This window comes from Neisseria mucosa (genome assembly GCF_013267835.1).
Classification (GTDB): Bacteria; Pseudomonadota; Gammaproteobacteria; order Burkholderiales; family Neisseriaceae; genus Neisseria.
The window spans coordinates 1,547,868-1,563,551 of the sequence record NZ_CP053939.1 but is presented as its reverse complement, the minus strand read 5'-3'; the positions used below and the strand labels follow the sequence as shown (position 1 = coordinate 1,563,551).

Here is a 15,684-nt window from a genome sequence, read left to right as displayed (position 1 = left end):
CTGATTGCTTAGAAGCGGTAGTTCACGCTTAGGCGGACATCGCGGCCTGGTTCAGGCAGAGAATTGGCACCTGCGCGTTGGCTGTGCGGCTTGTAGTTTTTATCAAAGACATTGTTGACGGAGAAGTTGACGTTCAAATCGTCTTTGCCTGTCGGCTTCCAGTTGGCAAAGATATCGTTGACGCCGTAGCCTGCACGGACGACATTCAGAGCCACGTCAGAGCCGCGCGAGGTCGGCGCATAGCCTGCATTTTGGACATAACGTCCGCGCCAGCCGATTTCCAGATTCGGATTGTCGAATTGGTAAGACAGACCTGTCGTCCATGTACGTCCCATCGGGATGGCGGTTGTCACGATGTCGGCGGTGTCGCCGTTCAGTTTCGGTCTGCTGTATGCTACGCCTGCACGGGCGGTCAGACCTTTCCAGCGGTAGGCTGCGTTCAGTTCGTAACCTCTGTTTTTCAGCTTGCCGCCGTTATACCAGACGTAGTTTCGTCCTTCTTGACGAATGGCCTGTACATCTTTGATTTGCTGATGGAAATAGCTGCCGGAGAGCGTCAGGGCAGAATTCCAGTGGTAGTTAAAGCCGATTTCTGCATTTCGCGAGCGTTCTGCTTTCAAATCAGGCGATGAAACAATCGGCCTGTTGTTTGCTAAAGCTGCTTCGTACAGGCGGGGGCTGCGGGTTGCATAGTTCAGGCTGGTGTTGATGGAGAAATCAGGAGTAATGTCATAAACCAACCCGATGCTTGGATTGAGGTTGCCGTCTGAATTTTCTGTATTACTGCTGGTTTTCATTTTCCAACGGTCATAGCGCAAACCTGTGGTCAGCGTAACCGGAGAGAAATCCCAAATGCCTTCTACATATACGCCGGCATCGTTTTTCTTCTCGCTGTTTTCTCCGTTTGAGCTGCTTTTTTGAGTGCGCCAGTTTACTCCGTATTTCAGGGTATGGCGGTCAAATAGACGGCTGTCGAGATTCAGATTGGCTCCGTATGTCCGTACTTCGCCGTCCAATTCATAATTTGGATTGGGGACTTCATCACGTTTGGTATTCAAACGGTAAACATTGGCTTTGATTTTGTCGATAAAGCCCAAGTTTCCGCCTTTGAATTCCAAGTTGGTGGTGTCTTGGGTCAGCGTGCGGTAACGCGGCGAGTTGTTGGCGGTATTCGGAATGCGGTTGCCGTTGGCATCCAAAACGTATTGACCTGTGCGGCGGTCGGTTTGGAAGACTTGCGAGAAATCGAACTCTTCGCGTAGGGCGCGTTCTCCATATTGTTTTTCTTGGCGGTGGCTTAATTCAATACGGTTGTCCTCGTTGAAACGATAGCCGATTTTGCCCAGCAAACCGCGTGAACCCAATCCACTGTTTAAAACCTTATCGCTTCCGAGCAGATTACGGTAGCCTTTGCCTGCCGTGTATTCTTTGTCGCGTACGAAATTGCCTGAAACCAAAGCATCAAAACCGCCTGCCTGACCGTAAACGCTTGCGCCGCGTGAATAGCCTTTATTGCTGCTGATGCCGGCATTGACTTTGAAACCGACGTTTTGACCTTCTCTCAGTAAGTCTTTGGCTTCAACCGTTTCGGCAACAATCGCGCCGCTGGTTGCGCCGATACCTGCGGAGGCCGAACCCGTACCTTTTTGCACGGCAACGACTTTTACCAATGCGGGGTCAAGCATAAAGCGGCCGTTGTGGTGGAAAATCTGGCTGTCGGTGTAAGTATCGTCAACTTTATAGTCTATTTGGTCTTGTCCCATGCCGCGGATGGTCACCCACTGCGACTGACCGTTGCCGCCGCCGAAACTGATAGAGGGTTCGTTGAACAATACGTCTTTTAAATCAGTGGAAGTCGTTTCTTCCATACGTTTCGTCGTTACGCGGTGTGTGGCGCTTGTGGCTTGACCTTTGACGGTAACGGTATCGAGTACAACATTGTCTTTGGCTTCATTTTCTGCGTGTGCAAAACCGGCTGCCAGTGTCAGTGACAGCAGGCTCAGTCGAAACAGGGGCGTATTCATTGAGAAATGTCCTTAATAAAATGACAGTAATAAAAAAATAAAAGCAAATAAAGAGAAATTATCTTTAAAATATGCAATTAAGAATAATCATCATTTATAATAATGCATATAAAAGAAACAGTTGTAAAGAGTTGTATTGAATTTGTTAAGGAAGTGGGTTGTTTTTAAACGAACTTTGCAGTTGGTATATCAGGCCGTCTGAAAAATAAGTGATCGGGCATTTTTGCGTATGAAAATATTTGGAAAGACTGCATAGAATTTTTTACTTTTTCCCTTGAATTTGTCGCAAACAACCCAAATCTATCCGCCATTACGGCAGGCTTTCCATAAGCGTGTCGCTATTTCCAAGCAAACCGTGTCTGTCATGTCCGACAGACAATTGTTTTCAATCTATTTATTTATCGGAGCATTAAGACATGACCATCCGCCCTTTACACGACCGCGTAGTCGTCAAACGCTTAGAAGCTGAAGAAAAAACTGCCTCCGGCATCGTTTTGCCGGGTGCGGCTGCTGAAAAACCCGACATGGGCGAAGTAATCGCCGTGGGTGCGGGCAAAATCGGTAAAGACGGTGCGCGCCGTCCGCTGGATGTCAAAGTCGGCGACAAAGTGATCTTTGGCAAATACAGCGGTCAAACTGTAAAAGCCGACGGCGAAGAGCTGTTGGTAATGCGTGAAGAAGACATCTTCGGTATCGTTGAATAATTGTTGAATTAAGTTTCAGAACCAAAGGCCGTCTGAATCAAACATGAAGTTTTCAGACGGCCTCGAACAGATTTTTAATATTGATTTGGAGAATTTAAATGGCAGCAAAAGACGTACAATTCGGCAATGAAGTTCGCCAAAAAATGGTAAACGGCGTCAATGTATTGGCAAACGCCGTACGCGTAACTTTGGGCCCTAAAGGCCGCAACGTGGTACTCGACCGCGCTTTCGGCGGCCCGCACATCACTAAAGACGGTGTGTCTGTTGCAAAAGAAATCGAATTGAAAGATAAATTCGAAAACATGGGCGCGCAAATGGTGAAAGAAGTTGCGTCTAAAACCAACGACGTAGCCGGCGACGGTACCACTACTGCAACCGTATTGGCACAATCCATCGTTGCCGAGGGCATGAAATACGTGACCGCCGGCATGAACCCGACCGACCTGAAACGCGGTATCGACAAAGCCGTCGCCGCTTTGGTTGAAGAGCTGAAAAACATCGCCAAACCTTGCGACACTTCCAAAGAAATCGCCCAAGTCGGCTCGATTTCCGCCAACTCCGACGAACAAGTCGGCGCGATTATTGCCGAAGCGATGGAAAAAGTCGGCAAAGAAGGCGTGATTACCGTTGAAGACGGCAAATCTTTGGAAAACGAATTGGATGTCGTCGAAGGTATGCAGTTCGACCGCGGCTACCTGTCCCCTTACTTCATCAACGACGCAGAAAAACAAATCGCCGCGCTGGACAATCCGTTTGTATTGCTGTTCGACAAAAAAATCAGCAACATCCGCGACCTGCTGCCTGTTTTGGAACAAGTGGCAAAAGCCAGCCGTCCGCTCTTGATTATTGCTGAAGACGTAGAAGGCGAAGCCTTGGCGACTTTGGTGGTGAACAACATCCGCGGCATCCTGAAAACCGTTGCCGTGAAAGCCCCAGGCTTCGGCGACCGCCGTAAAGCCATGCTGCAAGACATCGCCATTCTGACCGGCGGTACTGTAATCGCCGAAGAAGTCGGCCTGTCTTTGGAAAAAGCCACTTTGGAAGACTTGGGTCAAGCCAAACGCATCGAAATCGGTAAAGAAAACACCACCATCATCGACGGCTTCGGCGACGCAGCCCAAATCGAAGCGCGTGTTGCCGAAATCCGCCAACAAATCGAAACCGCAACCAGCGATTACGACAAAGAAAAACTGCAAGAGCGCGTTGCCAAATTGGCCGGCGGCGTGGCAGTAATCAAAGTCGGTGCCGCTACCGAAGTGGAAATGAAAGAGAAAAAAGACCGCGTGGAAGACGCGCTGCACGCTACCCGCGCAGCCGTTGAAGAAGGCGTGGTTGCAGGCGGCGGCGTAGCCCTGTTGCGCGCCCGTGCTGCTTTGGAAAACCTGCACACCGGCAATGCCGACCAAGACGCAGGCGTACAAATCGTCTTGCGCGCCGTTGAATCTCCGCTGCGCCAAATCGTTGCCAACGCAGGCGGCGAACCTAGCGTGGTTGTGAACAAAGTGTTGGAAGGCGAAGGTAACTACGGTTACAACGCAGGCTCCGGCGAATACGGCGACATGATCGAAATGGGTGTACTCGACCCTGCCAAAGTAACCCGTTCCGCGCTGCAACACGCCGCATCTATCGCCGGCCTGATGCTGACCACAGACTGCATGATCGCTGAAATCCCTGAAGAAAAACCTGCTATGCCTGATATGGGCGGCATGGGTGGTATGGGCGGCATGATGTAAGGCCGTCTGAAACCTTCAGACAAAAAGCAAAACCGCACGGCAAGCAGCCGTGCGGTTTTTTTATTTGCCGGTAGAGGCGTGAGATAGTGAGGGGCATGCCATGATTTACGGAGAAATAAGGGTAGCCAGTTCCATTGAATCAGAAGCAGTTAAATAAACTTCATCATCAAAAAAGGCCGTCTGAAACTTTATTTTGTGTTTCAGACGGCCTGATTAATGATCTAAACCGTTCGTTACTTTTTGCTCAAACGGCTGTATCGGACAGCTTGAGACAAGATTTCTTCAATTTCTATCCACATAATGCCTCCTTACAGCAAACCAGGTTGACCTAAAGCCGGGTCGTTGGCTCGTGCCGCTTGGGCATCTTCGACAGTCAGCCCCAAGGCTTTCGCCACGCCTTCACCGTATGCCGGATCGCAACGGTAGCAGTTGCGGATATGGCGGTATTTGATGAAGTCGGGGGCGTCGCCCATGGCTGCGGCGGTATTGCCGAACAAAGCCTGTTTCTGCGTGTCGTTCATCAGGTTAAACAAGGCGCGCGGTTGGCTGAAATAGTCGTCATCGTCTTGGCGGTAGTCCCAGTGCGCCGCGTCGCCACTGATTTTCAAAGGCGGTTCGGCGAAGTCGGGCTGTTGCTGCCATTGGCCGAAACTGTTGGGTTCGTAGTGCGGCAGGCTGCCGTAGTTGCCGTCAGCACGGCCTTGTCCGTCACGCTGGTTGCTGTGAACAGGGCAACGCGGGCGGTTGACGGGGATTTGGCGGAAGTTCACCCCCAGGCGGTAGCGTTGCGCGTCGGCGTAATTGAACAGGCGGGCTTGCAGCATTTTGTCGGGGCTGGCGCCGATACCGGGAACCAGGTTGCTCGGCGCGAAGGCGGATTGTTCCACATCGGCGAAGAAGTTTTCGGGATTGCGGTTCAACTCGAATTCGCCCACTTCAATCAGCGGATAGTCTTTTTTCGGCCAAACTTTGGTCAGATCAAAGGGATGATACGGCACTTTTTCCGCATCGGCTTCAGGCATGACTTGGATATACATCGTCCATTTCGGAAACTCGCCGCGCTCGATGGCTTCGTACAGGTCGCGCTGATGGCTTTCGCGGTCGTCGGCGATGATTTTTGCGGCTTCTTCGTTGGTCAGGTTTTTAATGCCTTGCTGGCTGCGGAAATGGAATTTCACCCAAAAACGTTCGCCCGCTTCGTTCCAAAAGCTGTAAGTATGCGAACCGAAGCCGTGCATATGGCGGTAGCTGGCGGGGATACCGCGGTCGCTCATGACGATGGTAACTTGGTGCAGGGCTTCGGGCAGCAGCGTCCAGAAGTCCCAGTTGTTCGTAGCGGAGCGCATATTGGTGCGCGGGTCGCGTTTGACCGCCTTGTTCAAGTCGGGGAATTTACGCGGGTCGCGCAGGAAGAACACAGGCGTGTTGTTGCCGACCATGTCCCAGTTGCCTTCTTCGGTATAGAACTTCAACGCAAAGCCGCGGATGTCGCGTTCCGCATCGGCTGCGCCGCGCTCGCCTGCCACAGTGGTGAAACGGGCGAACATTTCGGTTTTCTTGCCGACTTCGCTGAAGATTTTGGCGCGGGTGTATTTTGTGATGTCGTGCGTCACGGTAAACGTACCGAACGCGCCCGAACCTTTGGCGTGCATACGGCGTTCGGGGATGACTTCGCGCACGAAGTCGGCGAGTTTTTCATTCAGCCACAAATCCTGCGCCAGCAGAGGGCCGCGTGGGCCGGCGGTCAGGCTGTTTTGATTGTCGGCAACAGGGGCGCCGTTGTTCATGGTCAGATGGGTGACTGGGCATTTAGAGATAGACATAGTGATTTCCTTTGTGAAGTTGTTATAGGTTGATGAAATGGTTTCCAGGATGGAATGCTTCTATACAAAATATAATAAATTTTCAATATCGATATTTAAATATAGTTTGCGTTAAGCTATGAATTGAAGTATACAGAAAGGTTTTAACTATTGGAACTATGAAACCGATTTAGAATAAATATTATTAATTAATAATCTAATATTGTTTGTTTTTATAAATGATGGTGTTATAAAAAAGGCCGTCTGAAACTTTATTTTGCGTTTCAGACGGCCTGATTTTTAGTCAAGACAAGGGATTATTTAGCCTGTTTGGCTTTGCGTTCTTCCAGCCAGTGTTCCAAGTAGTGGATGCTGACACCACCTTTTTGGAAACCCGGATCGCTGAACAAGTCACGGTGCAGCGGCGTATTGGTTTTGATACCGGTAATCGCCAGCTCATCGAGGGCTACGCGCATTTTGGCCATGGCTTGGTCGCGGTTTTTGCCGACGACACAGACTTTGCCGATCAGGCTGTCGTAGTAAGGAGGGATGCGGTAGCCTTGGTAAATATGGCTGTCGACGCGGACACCGAAGCCGCCGGGCAGGTGGCAGCTTTCAATCAGGCCCGGGCTTGGAATGAAGTTGTACGGGTCTTCGGCGTTGATACGGCACTCAAACGCGTGGCCTTCAACGTGGATGTCTTCCTGTTTGTATTGCAAAGGCAGGCCGGATGCGATGCGCAATTGTTCTTGGACGATGTCCACGCCGGTGATAAGCTCGGTAACCGGATGCTCAACCTGAACGCGTGTGTTCATCTCGATAAAGAAGAATTCGCCGTCTTCGTACAGGAATTCAAATGTACCTGCGCCGCGATAACCGATGCGTTTGCAAGCGTCGGCACAGGCTTTGCCGATTTTGGCGCGTTCTTCTTCAGTAATGAACGGAGCAGGTGCTTCCTCGATGACTTTTTGGTGGCGGCGCTGCATGGAGCAGTCGCGCTCGGCGAGGTAGATGGCGTTGCCGTGTTCGTCGGCAATCACTTGGATTTCGACGTGGCGTGGACGTTGCAGGTAGCGTTCCATGTAAACCATCGGGTTGCCGAATGCCGCGCCTGCTTCGGCTTTGGTCATTTCGACAGACTGGAGGAGGTCTTCTTTTTTCTCGACGACGCGCATACCGCGGCCGCCGCCGCCGCCGGAGGCTTTGATAATGACGGGATAACCGACTTTATCGGCGATTTTGAGGATTTCTTCGCCGTCGTCCGGCAATGCGCCGTCAGAGCCGGGAACGCAAGGCACGCCGGCTTCGATCATGGCGTGTTTGGCGGATACTTTGTCGCCCATCAGGCGGATGGTGTCGGCTTTAGGGCCGATGAAGACAAAGCCGGATTGTTCGACTTGTTCGGCAAAATTGGCGTTTTCGGCGAGGAAGCCGTAGCCGGGGTGGATGCCGTCGGCTTCGGTTACTTCGGCAGCAGCAATGAGAGCGGGAATGTTGAGGTAGCTTTGTGCGGATGCGGCAGGGCCGATGCACACGGATTCGTCGGCGAGTTTGACGTGCAGGCTGTCTTTGTCGGCTTCGGAATGGACGGCGACGGTGGCGATGCCCATTTCACGGCAGGCACGCAGGACGCGCAGGGCGATTTCGCCCCGGTTGGCGATCAATACTTTTTTCAGCATGATAATCTTTCCGGATGGTTCAGACGGTCTCAGCGGCCGCCTAATGCGTTGCGGATTTTTTGGTCGGTTTTGTATTGGCTCAAGGCGTAAACCGACCACATGGCTGCGGGTATCCAGCCGATCAGCGTACATTGCAGAATCAGACAGATGATGCCTGCAAACGGACGGCCGATGGTGAAAAACTGAAGCCATGGCAAGAAAATAGCCAAAATCAGACGCATGGTTTGTCCTTGATGAACAGAAAAAGGAATTTCAGACGGCCTTAAAGATAAAGGCCGTCTGAAAAAACGGATTATTCAATGATGAAGAGCGGCTCGCCGTATTCGACCGGAGTACCGTTTTCAACCAGAATTTCTTTAACGACACCGGATTTCTCGGCTTCGATTTCGTTCATCAGCTTCATGGCTTCGATGATGCACAAAGTATCGCCGGCTTTGACTTGTTGGCCGACTTCGACGAAAGCGGCGGCGTTCGGGCCGGGGGCGCGGTAGAACGTACCGACCATAGGCGATTTTTGCGCGTTGGACAAATCGCGAGTGGCAGGGGCGGCGGCCGGAGCGGCTGCAGCCGGAGCAGCGGCAGGCGCGGCAACCGGAGCGGCTGCGGCAGGTGCCGGAGCAGCATAAACGGGAGCTGCGGCGGCAGTGGTGCGCGTAATGCGGACTTTTTCTTCGCCTTCGGTAACTTCAATTTCTGCAATGCCTGATTCTTCGACCAAATCAATCAGTTTTTTTAATTTACGCAAATCCATTGCTTTTCCTTTTTTGCGCGGCATATAAAGTGCATATTAGGTATGCGCCGCAGTGGTTTTAGATGATTTCCTGATACGTCGGAAGGCAGGTTTGCCATCCGGCGTTTAAATAATGTCGGAACAGGGCGGAGCCTGAAAAATGAATCCGGTTATTTTCCCGAACTTGTCGGTAAATGTCCAGTAAAAGATAGAAAAAAGGCGTTTTTCGGCGAAAAAAGAAAGGAACGCTGATTTTCGTTAAAAAGTGATTTCCCCAAGAGCGTTTATTCTAATTTATTGGTTTTTCGACAAAACATGCCGTCTGAAAACCTACTTTGCGCGTATAATGGCGCCTGTTTTTTTAAATTATGCACGACGATGGATATTTCCGATTTTGATTTTGAATTGCCCGAAAAACTGATTGCCCAGCATCCGCCGGAAGTGCGCGGCAGCAGCAGGCTTCTGGTTGCCTTGCCCACATTGCCGATTGAAGACAAACATTTCGGCGATTTACCCGATTATGTCGCACCGGGCGATGTGCTGGTGTTTAACAATACCAAAGTGATGAAGGCGCGCCTGTTCGGCCAAAAAGCCAGCGGCGGCAAAATCGAAGCCCTGATTGAACGGGTATTGGACGCGCATACCGCATTGGCGCATATCCGTTCGTCCAAATCGCCGAAACCGGGTACAGAATTGATTTTTGAAGGCGATATCCGCGCCGTCATGCTGGAGCGCGCGGAAGAATTGTTTTACCTGAAATTTGAAGGCGCGCAAACCGTTTACGAACTTTTAGAGCAAAACGGCCATCTGCCCTTGCCGCCTTATATCGAACGCGCGGCCGATGATGAAGACGACAGCCGCTATCAGACCGTGTACGCCAAATATCAAGGCGCAGTGGCCGCACCGACGGCAGGCTTGCACTTTACCGATGAATTATTGGGCCGTCTGAAAGCCAAAGGCGTAGAAACCGCAGAAGTAACCCTGCACGTCGGTGCCGGTACATTCCAACCCGTGCGCGTCGATAAAATTGAAGAACACAAAATGCACAGCGAGTGGTTTGACGTACCGGCCGAGACCGTTGCCGCCGTTGAAGCCGCCAAAGCGCGCGGCAATAAAGTGTGGGCAGTGGGCACAACCTCCATGCGCGCCTTGGAATCCGCCGCATGCGAAACAGGCCGTCTGGAAGCCGGTCGCGGCGATACCGATATTTTCATTACGCCGGGCTACCGCTTCAATGTTGCCGACCGATTGATTACCAACTTCCACCTGCCCAAATCAACCTTGCTGATGCTCGTCAGCGCGTTTTCGGGCATGGAACATATCCGCAGCGTTTACCGCCATGCCGTGGAACAGGAATACCGCTTTTTCAGCTATGGCGATGCGATGATTTTGGGAAAAGCGGAATAAATCGGAAACGGATTGGAGCGTTTCAAATGGGGTATTTGGGTTGTCCCGAATCTGAATCAGTTGGAACGTTCTACTAGAATACGCGGCTTAAGTAAGTTGCCTAAGGGTCAAATTAATGGATGAGAAAAAAATAGATTTTTTGCTGTATAGCGTACCGGAAAATGTGGACTATACGACGATTCCAGAAGAGCTTGACTTGGAGGATGTGCCGCAAGAGAGGATAGATGGATTAATCGAATTGCTATCCAATGAAAATGAGGTATTGCAATTTGATTCAGCGCGCCTGCTTGCTCACTGGGGTATTGATGAAGGCTTTGATACTTTGGTTTTGATGTTTGAGAAAGGGGAGGCAGAGGGAATGATTGATCATCGTTTACATGGTTATGATGATACAGATCGGCATATCTTGTCTGCTTTTATCAGTTACTGGGCATCTAAAGCAGATCAGAGTCAGCAAAAAGGTGATGATGCACGTCAGAAAATCTTTCCTCCTGTGGCTAGAATTATTCGTAAAGCATCATCGGCAGATTTTTCTATCAGTGAGTTGTTTTGGCTGGTCACGAAAATGCAGTTTATAGAGTATGTACCGCTCGTTAAGGAGTATCTACAGCATATTATTGACTATCCAAGTAAACAGTATTGGGAAATCCATGATACTGTAAAATCATTATTAGAAATAGAACCGCAATTTATTCATGATTTACTTGAAAGTAAACACAAAAAGTTATCGGACTTTGGATTATAAAAAGAATATTGTGAATAAAATACAAAAAAACAAAAAGGCCGTCTGAAAATCGTTTTTCAGACGGCCTTTTATCTTTCCATGCTTAGGCGTCGATGTTTTGTGCCAGCAGGGCGTTGTTTTCGATGAAGGCGCGGCGCGGTTCGACTTCGTCGCCCATCAGGGTGACGAACACTTCGTCGGCGGCGATGGCGTCTTCGATGCGGACTTTCAGGAGGCGGCGGACGGTAGGATCCATCGTGGTTTCCCAAAGTTGTTCCGGGTTCATCTCACCCAAGCCTTTGTATCGTTGGATGGACATGCCTTTTTGGGCAACGCTCATCAAGATGTCCAAAGCGGCTTCAAAGCTGTCGATGTCGTATTCGTTGTCGCCTTTGTAGAGCTTCGCCCCTTTTCCGACCATGCCTTTGAGTGCGGCGGCGGTTTGGGTAAGGGTTTGATAGGCTTTGCTGTTGAGGAACTTAGGCTCGAGGTAGCTCACCATCACATTGCCGTGCAGCTTGCGTGTGATTTTGATGAACTGGTGTCCTTCGTGGCCTTCGATGCGTTCGAGTGCGACTTCTTTTTCGTCCAAGAGGCCGCTCAATTCGGCAACGGCGCGGTCTGCGCTTTCTGCCGTGCTGAGGTCGACCGGCGAAGCGTGCAGCATGGCGTGCAGGACGAGTTCGTCAATAATGCGGCTTTCTTGCTCGATGACGGTTTTGGCCAACAGGAATTGTTTGGCGGTATTGGCAAGCTCTTCGCCTTCGATGGTACGGCCGTCTGAAACAATTTTGGCTTTTTCCAAGGCCAAACCGAGCAGCCATTGGTCTTTTTCCAATTCGTCTTTGAGATAGCGCTCTTGTTTGCCGTATTTGGCTTTGTACAAAGGCGGCTGGGCGATGTAGATGTAGCCGCGTTCGACCAGCTCGGGCATTTGGCGGTAGAAGAAGGTCAGGAGCAGGGTGCGGATGTGCGCGCCGTCCACGTCGGCATCGGTCATGATGATGATGCGGTGGTAGCGCAGTTTTTCGGCATTGAATTCTTCTTTGCCGATGCCAGCGCCTAGAGCGGTAATCAGCGTGGCGACTTCTTGGCTGGCCAGCATTTTTTCAAAACGTGCTTTTTCGACGTTCAAAATTTTACCTTTGAGCGGCAAAATCGCTTGGAATTTGCGGTCGCGGCCCTGCATGGCGGAACCGCCTGCGGAGTCGCCCTCGACGAGGTAGAGTTCGGACAGGGCAGGGTCTTTTTCTTGGCAGTCGGCCAGTTTGCCCGGCAGGCCCAAACCATCCATCACGCCTTTGCGGCGGGTAATTTCGCGGGCTTTTCGTGCGGCTTCGCGTGCGCGTGCGGCATCGACGATTTTGCTGGTGATGATTTTGGCTTCGGTCGGGTTTTCTTCAAGGAAGTCGGTCAGGGCTTGGTTGATGACTTCGTTGACGACGGGGCCGATTTCGCTGGAAACCAGTTTGTCTTTGGTTTGCGATGAGAATTTTGGATCGGGCAGTTTGACGGACAACACGCAGGTCAGGCCTTCGCGCATATCGTCGCCGGCGGTTTCCACTTTGGCTTTTTTGGCCACTTCGTTGGCTTCGATATAGTTGTTGATGGTGCGGGTCATCACTTGGCGCAGTGCGGTCAAGTGGGTGCCGCCGTCGCGTTGCGGAATGTTGTTGGTAAAACATTGCACACTTTCTTGGTAGCTGTCGTTCCATTGCATCGCGCATTCGACGCTCATGCCGTCTTTTTCACCGAACGCGTAGAAGATTTTTTCGTGCAACGGTGTTTTTTTGCGGTTCATGTATTGCACGAAGCCGGCCACGCCGCCGGAAAGGGCGAAGCTTTCGTGTTTGCCGTCGCGTTCGTCGGTCAGTTCGATGTCCACGCCGTTGTTCAGGAAGGAAAGTTCGCGGATGCGTTTGGCAAGGATGTCGAAGCTGTATTCGACATTGCCGAAGGTTTCCGCGCTGGCAAGGAAGCGTACGGTCGTGCCTTTTTTGTCGGAATCGCCGACAACCTTCAACGGCTCTTCGGTTTCGCCGCGTACGAAGCGGACGAAGTGTTCTTTGCCGTCGCGGTAGATGGTCAGCGTTACCCAGTCGGACAGTGCGTTGACGACGGAGACGCCTACGCCGTGCAGGCCGCCGGAGATTTTGTAGCTGTTGTTGTCGAATTTGCCGCCTGCGTGCAAGACGGTCATGATGACTTCGGCAGCGGAGCGGCCTTCTTTCGGGTGGATGCCGGTCGGCATGCCGCGGCCGTTGTCGGCCACGCTGACGGAATTGTCGGCATGGATGGTTACGGTGATTTTGTCGCAATGTCCGGCGAGCGCTTCGTCAATGGCGTTGTCGAGCACCTCGAACACCATGTGGTGCAGGCCGCTGCCGTCCTGCGTGTCGCCGATATACATACCGGGGCGTTTGCGTACCGCTTCCAAGCCTTCCAGCACTTGTATGCTGTCGGCGCCGTATTCTTCGTGTTTTTGGTCAGTCATGGTCTTTTCTTGCTGAATTTCAAGGAATTTTTCCGTGCGCGCAATGAAATGTCAAACGGGCGCGGCGGATGTGTTCCGAAAGGTCAAAATAATAGGCAATTATACCTGATTTTGCTGGAATATTCAGCGTTTTAAGTACAAAAAGGCCGTCTGAAAGCTTAAATTTCAGACGGCCTTTGTATCGGAAAACAGCTTTAGCGTTTGACGCCGCTCAATCGCGCCCAGCCTTCTTCGATTTCGGCAGGCTCGATGTCGAACCATTGGCTGTAAATGCCGCTGAGTTCTTCGACTTGTTCGTCCAAAAGGCCGGACAAGACAATGCGGCCGCCTTGTTTGGTGCGTGCGGCAAGCATTTCGCCGAGCATACGCAGCGGGTTGGCCAGAATGTTGGCGACAACGACATCAAATTGGCCTTGCGGCAGGCCGTCCGGCAGGTAGAACTGCGCGTCGACGTTGTTTTGCGCGGCATTGTCTTTGCTGGCGCGGATGGCTTGTTCGTCAATGTCTACGCCGATGGCGGAGCCTGCGCCGAGTTTGAGGGCGGCAATGGCCAAAATGCCGGAGCCGCAGCCGTAGTCCAATACGCTTTCTCCGCCTTTGAGCTGCGTGTCGAGCCATTTGAGGCAGAGGCGGGTGGTCGGATGGCTGCCGGTGCCGAAGGCAAGGCCCGGGTCGAGTTGCAGGTTGACGGCGTTGCCGTTGGGCGCTTCGTGCCAAGACGGGGTAATCCACAGGCGGTCGGAAATTTGAATCGGGTCGAATTGCGCTTGGGTCAGGCGTACCCAGTCTTGATCTTCAAGGATTTCGCCGGTGTATTTCAAATCGTTCAAACCGCATTCCTGCGCGGCGGCTTCGATAATGGAAGCGGCGTCGTCGCTTTCGCCGAAAAGGGCGATGACTTTGCTTTGTTGCCAGATTTGCTCGGTCGGCATGCCCGGCTCGCCGAAAATGGCCTGCTCGTTTTCTGTACCGGCGTAGGCATCTTCAATGGCGGCGGACAATGCGCCGTGTTCCATCAGCGCGTCGGCAAGGCGTTCGGCGACGGCATCGTTGACGTTGATGGTAATTTGTTGATAGGACATGGTGGGGCTTTCTTTTTAATAAGGCCGTCTGAAAATCGACGTTGTGCTTTCAGACGGCCTTGTCAGGGATGAAACCTGATAATGCGGGTTTATCGGTTTTTCAAACCCAATACGTCTTGCATATCGTACAGGCCTTTTTTGCCGTTTGCCCAAACTGCGGCGCGTACGGCGCCGGCGGCAAAGGTCATGCGGCTGCTGGCTTTGTGGGTGATTTCCACGCGCTCGCCGTCGGTGGCGAAGAGGGCGGTGTGGTCGCCGACGATGTCGCCTGCGCGGACGGTGGCAAAACCGATGGTGGACGGATCGCGCGGGCCGGTGTGGCCTTCGCGGCCGTAAACGGCGCATTCTTTGAGGTCGCGGCCGAGGGCGTCGGCAATGACTTCACCCATGCGCAATGCGGTACCGCTTGGGGCATCGACTTTGTGGCGGTGGTGGCCTTCGATGATTTCGATGTCGTAGCCTTCGTTCAACACGCGGGCGACGGTGTCGAGGATGTGGAAGGTCAGGTTGACGCCGACGCTGAAGTTGGCGGCGAAGACAACGCCTATTTTTTCGCCTGCGGCTTGGATGGCGGCTTTGCCTGCGTCGTCAAAACCGGTGGTGCCGATGATGATGTTGACGTCTTTTTCCACGCATTTTTGCAGGTGTTTCAGGGTTGGCTCGGGGCGGGTAAAGTCGATAAGGACATCGCTTTGAGCCAGTACGGCATCCACGTCGTCTGAAATGGCAACGCCGGTTTTGAGGCCGGAGGCGAAGCCTGCATCCAAACCCAATACTTCCGAACCGGAATGCTCGAGTGCGCCGGAGAGGACGGCATCGGGATGGTTGTTGACTGCTTCAACCAAGACGCGGCCCATGCGGCCGTTGACGCCGGCAATGGCGATTTTCAATGCGCTCATGGGGCTTCCTTATTTCGGCTTGGTTTCGGTGGTCGGAACGATGTTTTGTCCGGCTTGAACTGCTTCGATGGATTTTTGAATGGCATCGCCTTCGGCGCGTGCGAGGACGTCGTTTTCAAAGTACAGGGTCAGGTTGCTTTGTTCTTTGATGATGCCGTTGCGGCTGGTGTTGAAAGTGTAATCCCAGCGGTCGGCATGGAAGGCGTCGCGCAGGAGCGGCGTACCGAGCAGCAGTTGGACTTGGTCGCGGGTCATACCTTGGCGCAGGGAAACCACGGCGCGAGGATTGAGCTCGTTACCTTGAATGATTTTGAGTTTGTAGGATGGAAAGTTGGATACGCGCTCGGCACTGCATGAGGCCAGACCTAAAATAGCGGCGATGGCAAGGCATAAGGCTTTATTCACG

At 52.2% G+C, this 15,684-nt stretch carries 13 protein-coding genes; 4 read left to right on the top strand and 9 right to left on the bottom strand.

Translation table 11 applies throughout. From position 1 onward, the window contains the following. Positions 1-8 precede the first annotated feature (8 nt). Positions 9-2,024 (bottom strand): TonB-dependent receptor domain-containing protein, encoded by a 2,016-nt coding sequence (locus FOC66_RS07365; RefSeq protein ID WP_003749103.1) that lies wholly within the window; start codon positions 2,022-2,024, stop codon positions 9-11. Between the two features lie 416 nt (positions 2,025-2,440). Between FOC66_RS07365 and groES the strand changes: the two genes are divergently transcribed. Further along, positions 2,441-2,728, top strand: coding sequence for a co-chaperone GroES (gene groES / locus FOC66_RS07360; RefSeq protein WP_003744509.1), 288 nt, complete (start codon positions 2,441-2,443; stop codon positions 2,726-2,728). 98 nt (positions 2,729-2,826) lie between these two features. Then, positions 2,827-4,461, top strand: a complete 1,635-nt coding sequence (gene groL / locus FOC66_RS07355; protein WP_003749101.1) for a chaperonin GroEL — start codon at positions 2,827-2,829, stop codon at positions 4,459-4,461. A 308-nt stretch (positions 4,462-4,769) separates the two neighbouring features. On the opposite strand, the gene katA is transcribed toward groL, so the two are convergent. From katA to accB, 4 genes are all read right to left on the bottom strand, one after another. Continuing rightward, on the bottom strand, positions 4,770-6,284 hold the full coding sequence (gene katA, locus FOC66_RS07350; protein ID WP_003749098.1) for a catalase KatA: 1,515 nt from the start codon (positions 6,282-6,284) through the stop codon (positions 4,770-4,772). Between the two features lie 296 nt (positions 6,285-6,580). After that, entirely contained in the window at positions 6,581-7,942 is a 1,362-nt protein-coding gene (gene accC, locus FOC66_RS07345) for an acetyl-CoA carboxylase biotin carboxylase subunit (RefSeq protein WP_003749095.1), read from the bottom strand. A 29-nt stretch (positions 7,943-7,971) separates the two neighbouring features. Next, positions 7,972-8,163, bottom strand: a complete 192-nt coding sequence (locus FOC66_RS07340) for a YqaE/Pmp3 family membrane protein (RefSeq protein WP_003749093.1) — start codon at positions 8,161-8,163, stop codon at positions 7,972-7,974. 71 nt (positions 8,164-8,234) lie between these two features. Continuing rightward, on the bottom strand, positions 8,235-8,693 hold the full coding sequence (gene accB, locus FOC66_RS07335) for an acetyl-CoA carboxylase biotin carboxyl carrier protein (RefSeq protein WP_070615885.1): 459 nt from the start codon (positions 8,691-8,693) through the stop codon (positions 8,235-8,237). A gap of 357 nt (positions 8,694-9,050) precedes the next feature. On the opposite strand from accB, the gene queA reads away from it, so the two are divergent. Beyond that, complete coding sequence (queA, locus tag FOC66_RS07330) at positions 9,051-10,079, top strand: tRNA preQ1(34) S-adenosylmethionine ribosyltransferase-isomerase QueA (RefSeq protein ID WP_003749086.1); 1,029 nt, start codon at positions 9,051-9,053, stop codon at positions 10,077-10,079. A gap of 115 nt (positions 10,080-10,194) precedes the next feature. Further along, entirely contained in the window at positions 10,195-10,824 is a 630-nt protein-coding gene (locus FOC66_RS07325; RefSeq protein ID WP_003749084.1) for a hypothetical protein, read from the top strand. A gap of 82 nt (positions 10,825-10,906) precedes the next feature. Here FOC66_RS07325 and gyrB read toward each other — a convergent pair whose 3' ends face one another. The 4 genes from gyrB to FOC66_RS07305 form a co-directional block, all read right to left on the bottom strand. Beyond that, positions 10,907-13,297 carry a DNA topoisomerase (ATP-hydrolyzing) subunit B gene (gene gyrB, locus FOC66_RS07320; protein ID WP_003749083.1) on the bottom strand — a complete coding sequence of 797 codons (2,391 nt, stop codon included), beginning with the start codon at positions 13,295-13,297 and terminating at the stop codon, positions 10,907-10,909. Positions 13,298-13,491: 194 nt separating this feature from the next. After that, a complete protein-coding gene (gene prmA, locus FOC66_RS07315; RefSeq protein WP_003684134.1) occupies positions 13,492-14,379 on the bottom strand; it encodes a 50S ribosomal protein L11 methyltransferase in 888 nt (295 codons plus the stop codon). An 89-nt stretch (positions 14,380-14,468) separates the two neighbouring features. Further along, positions 14,469-15,278, bottom strand: coding sequence for a 4-hydroxy-tetrahydrodipicolinate reductase (gene dapB, locus FOC66_RS07310; RefSeq protein WP_003749081.1), 810 nt, complete (start codon positions 15,276-15,278; stop codon positions 14,469-14,471). Between the two features lie 9 nt (positions 15,279-15,287). Then, positions 15,288-15,683, bottom strand: coding sequence for an outer membrane protein assembly factor BamE (locus tag FOC66_RS07305; protein WP_003749079.1), 396 nt, complete (start codon positions 15,681-15,683; stop codon positions 15,288-15,290). Between the last annotated feature and the right edge of the window lies 1 nt (position 15,684).

What these genes read in the sequence shown, in the direction of transcription:
- FOC66_RS07365 (WP_003749103.1), bottom strand. Translation starts at nt 2,024, where the DNA reads ATGAATACGCCCCTGTTTCGACTGAGCCTGCTGTCACTGACACTGGCA.
- groES (WP_003744509.1), top strand. Translation starts at nt 2,441, where the DNA reads ATGACCATCCGCCCTTTACACGACCGCGTAGTCGTCAAACGCTTAGAA.
- groL (WP_003749101.1), top strand. Translation starts at nt 2,827, where the DNA reads ATGGCAGCAAAAGACGTACAATTCGGCAATGAAGTTCGCCAAAAAATG.
- katA (WP_003749098.1), bottom strand. Translation starts at nt 6,284, where the DNA reads ATGTCTATCTCTAAATGCCCAGTCACCCATCTGACCATGAACAACGGC.
- accC (WP_003749095.1), bottom strand. Translation starts at nt 7,942, where the DNA reads ATGCTGAAAAAAGTATTGATCGCCAACCGGGGCGAAATCGCCCTGCGC.
- FOC66_RS07340 (WP_003749093.1), bottom strand. Translation starts at nt 8,163, where the DNA reads ATGCGTCTGATTTTGGCTATTTTCTTGCCATGGCTTCAGTTTTTCACC.
- accB (WP_070615885.1), bottom strand. Translation starts at nt 8,693, where the DNA reads ATGGATTTGCGTAAATTAAAAAAACTGATTGATTTGGTCGAAGAATCA.
- queA (WP_003749086.1), top strand. Translation starts at nt 9,051, where the DNA reads ATGGATATTTCCGATTTTGATTTTGAATTGCCCGAAAAACTGATTGCC.
- FOC66_RS07325 (WP_003749084.1), top strand. Translation starts at nt 10,195, where the DNA reads ATGGATGAGAAAAAAATAGATTTTTTGCTGTATAGCGTACCGGAAAAT.
- gyrB (WP_003749083.1), bottom strand. Translation starts at nt 13,297, where the DNA reads ATGACTGACCAAAAACACGAAGAATACGGCGCCGACAGCATACAAGTG.
- prmA (WP_003684134.1), bottom strand. Translation starts at nt 14,379, where the DNA reads ATGTCCTATCAACAAATTACCATCAACGTCAACGATGCCGTCGCCGAA.
- dapB (WP_003749081.1), bottom strand. Translation starts at nt 15,278, where the DNA reads ATGAGCGCATTGAAAATCGCCATTGCCGGCGTCAACGGCCGCATGGGC.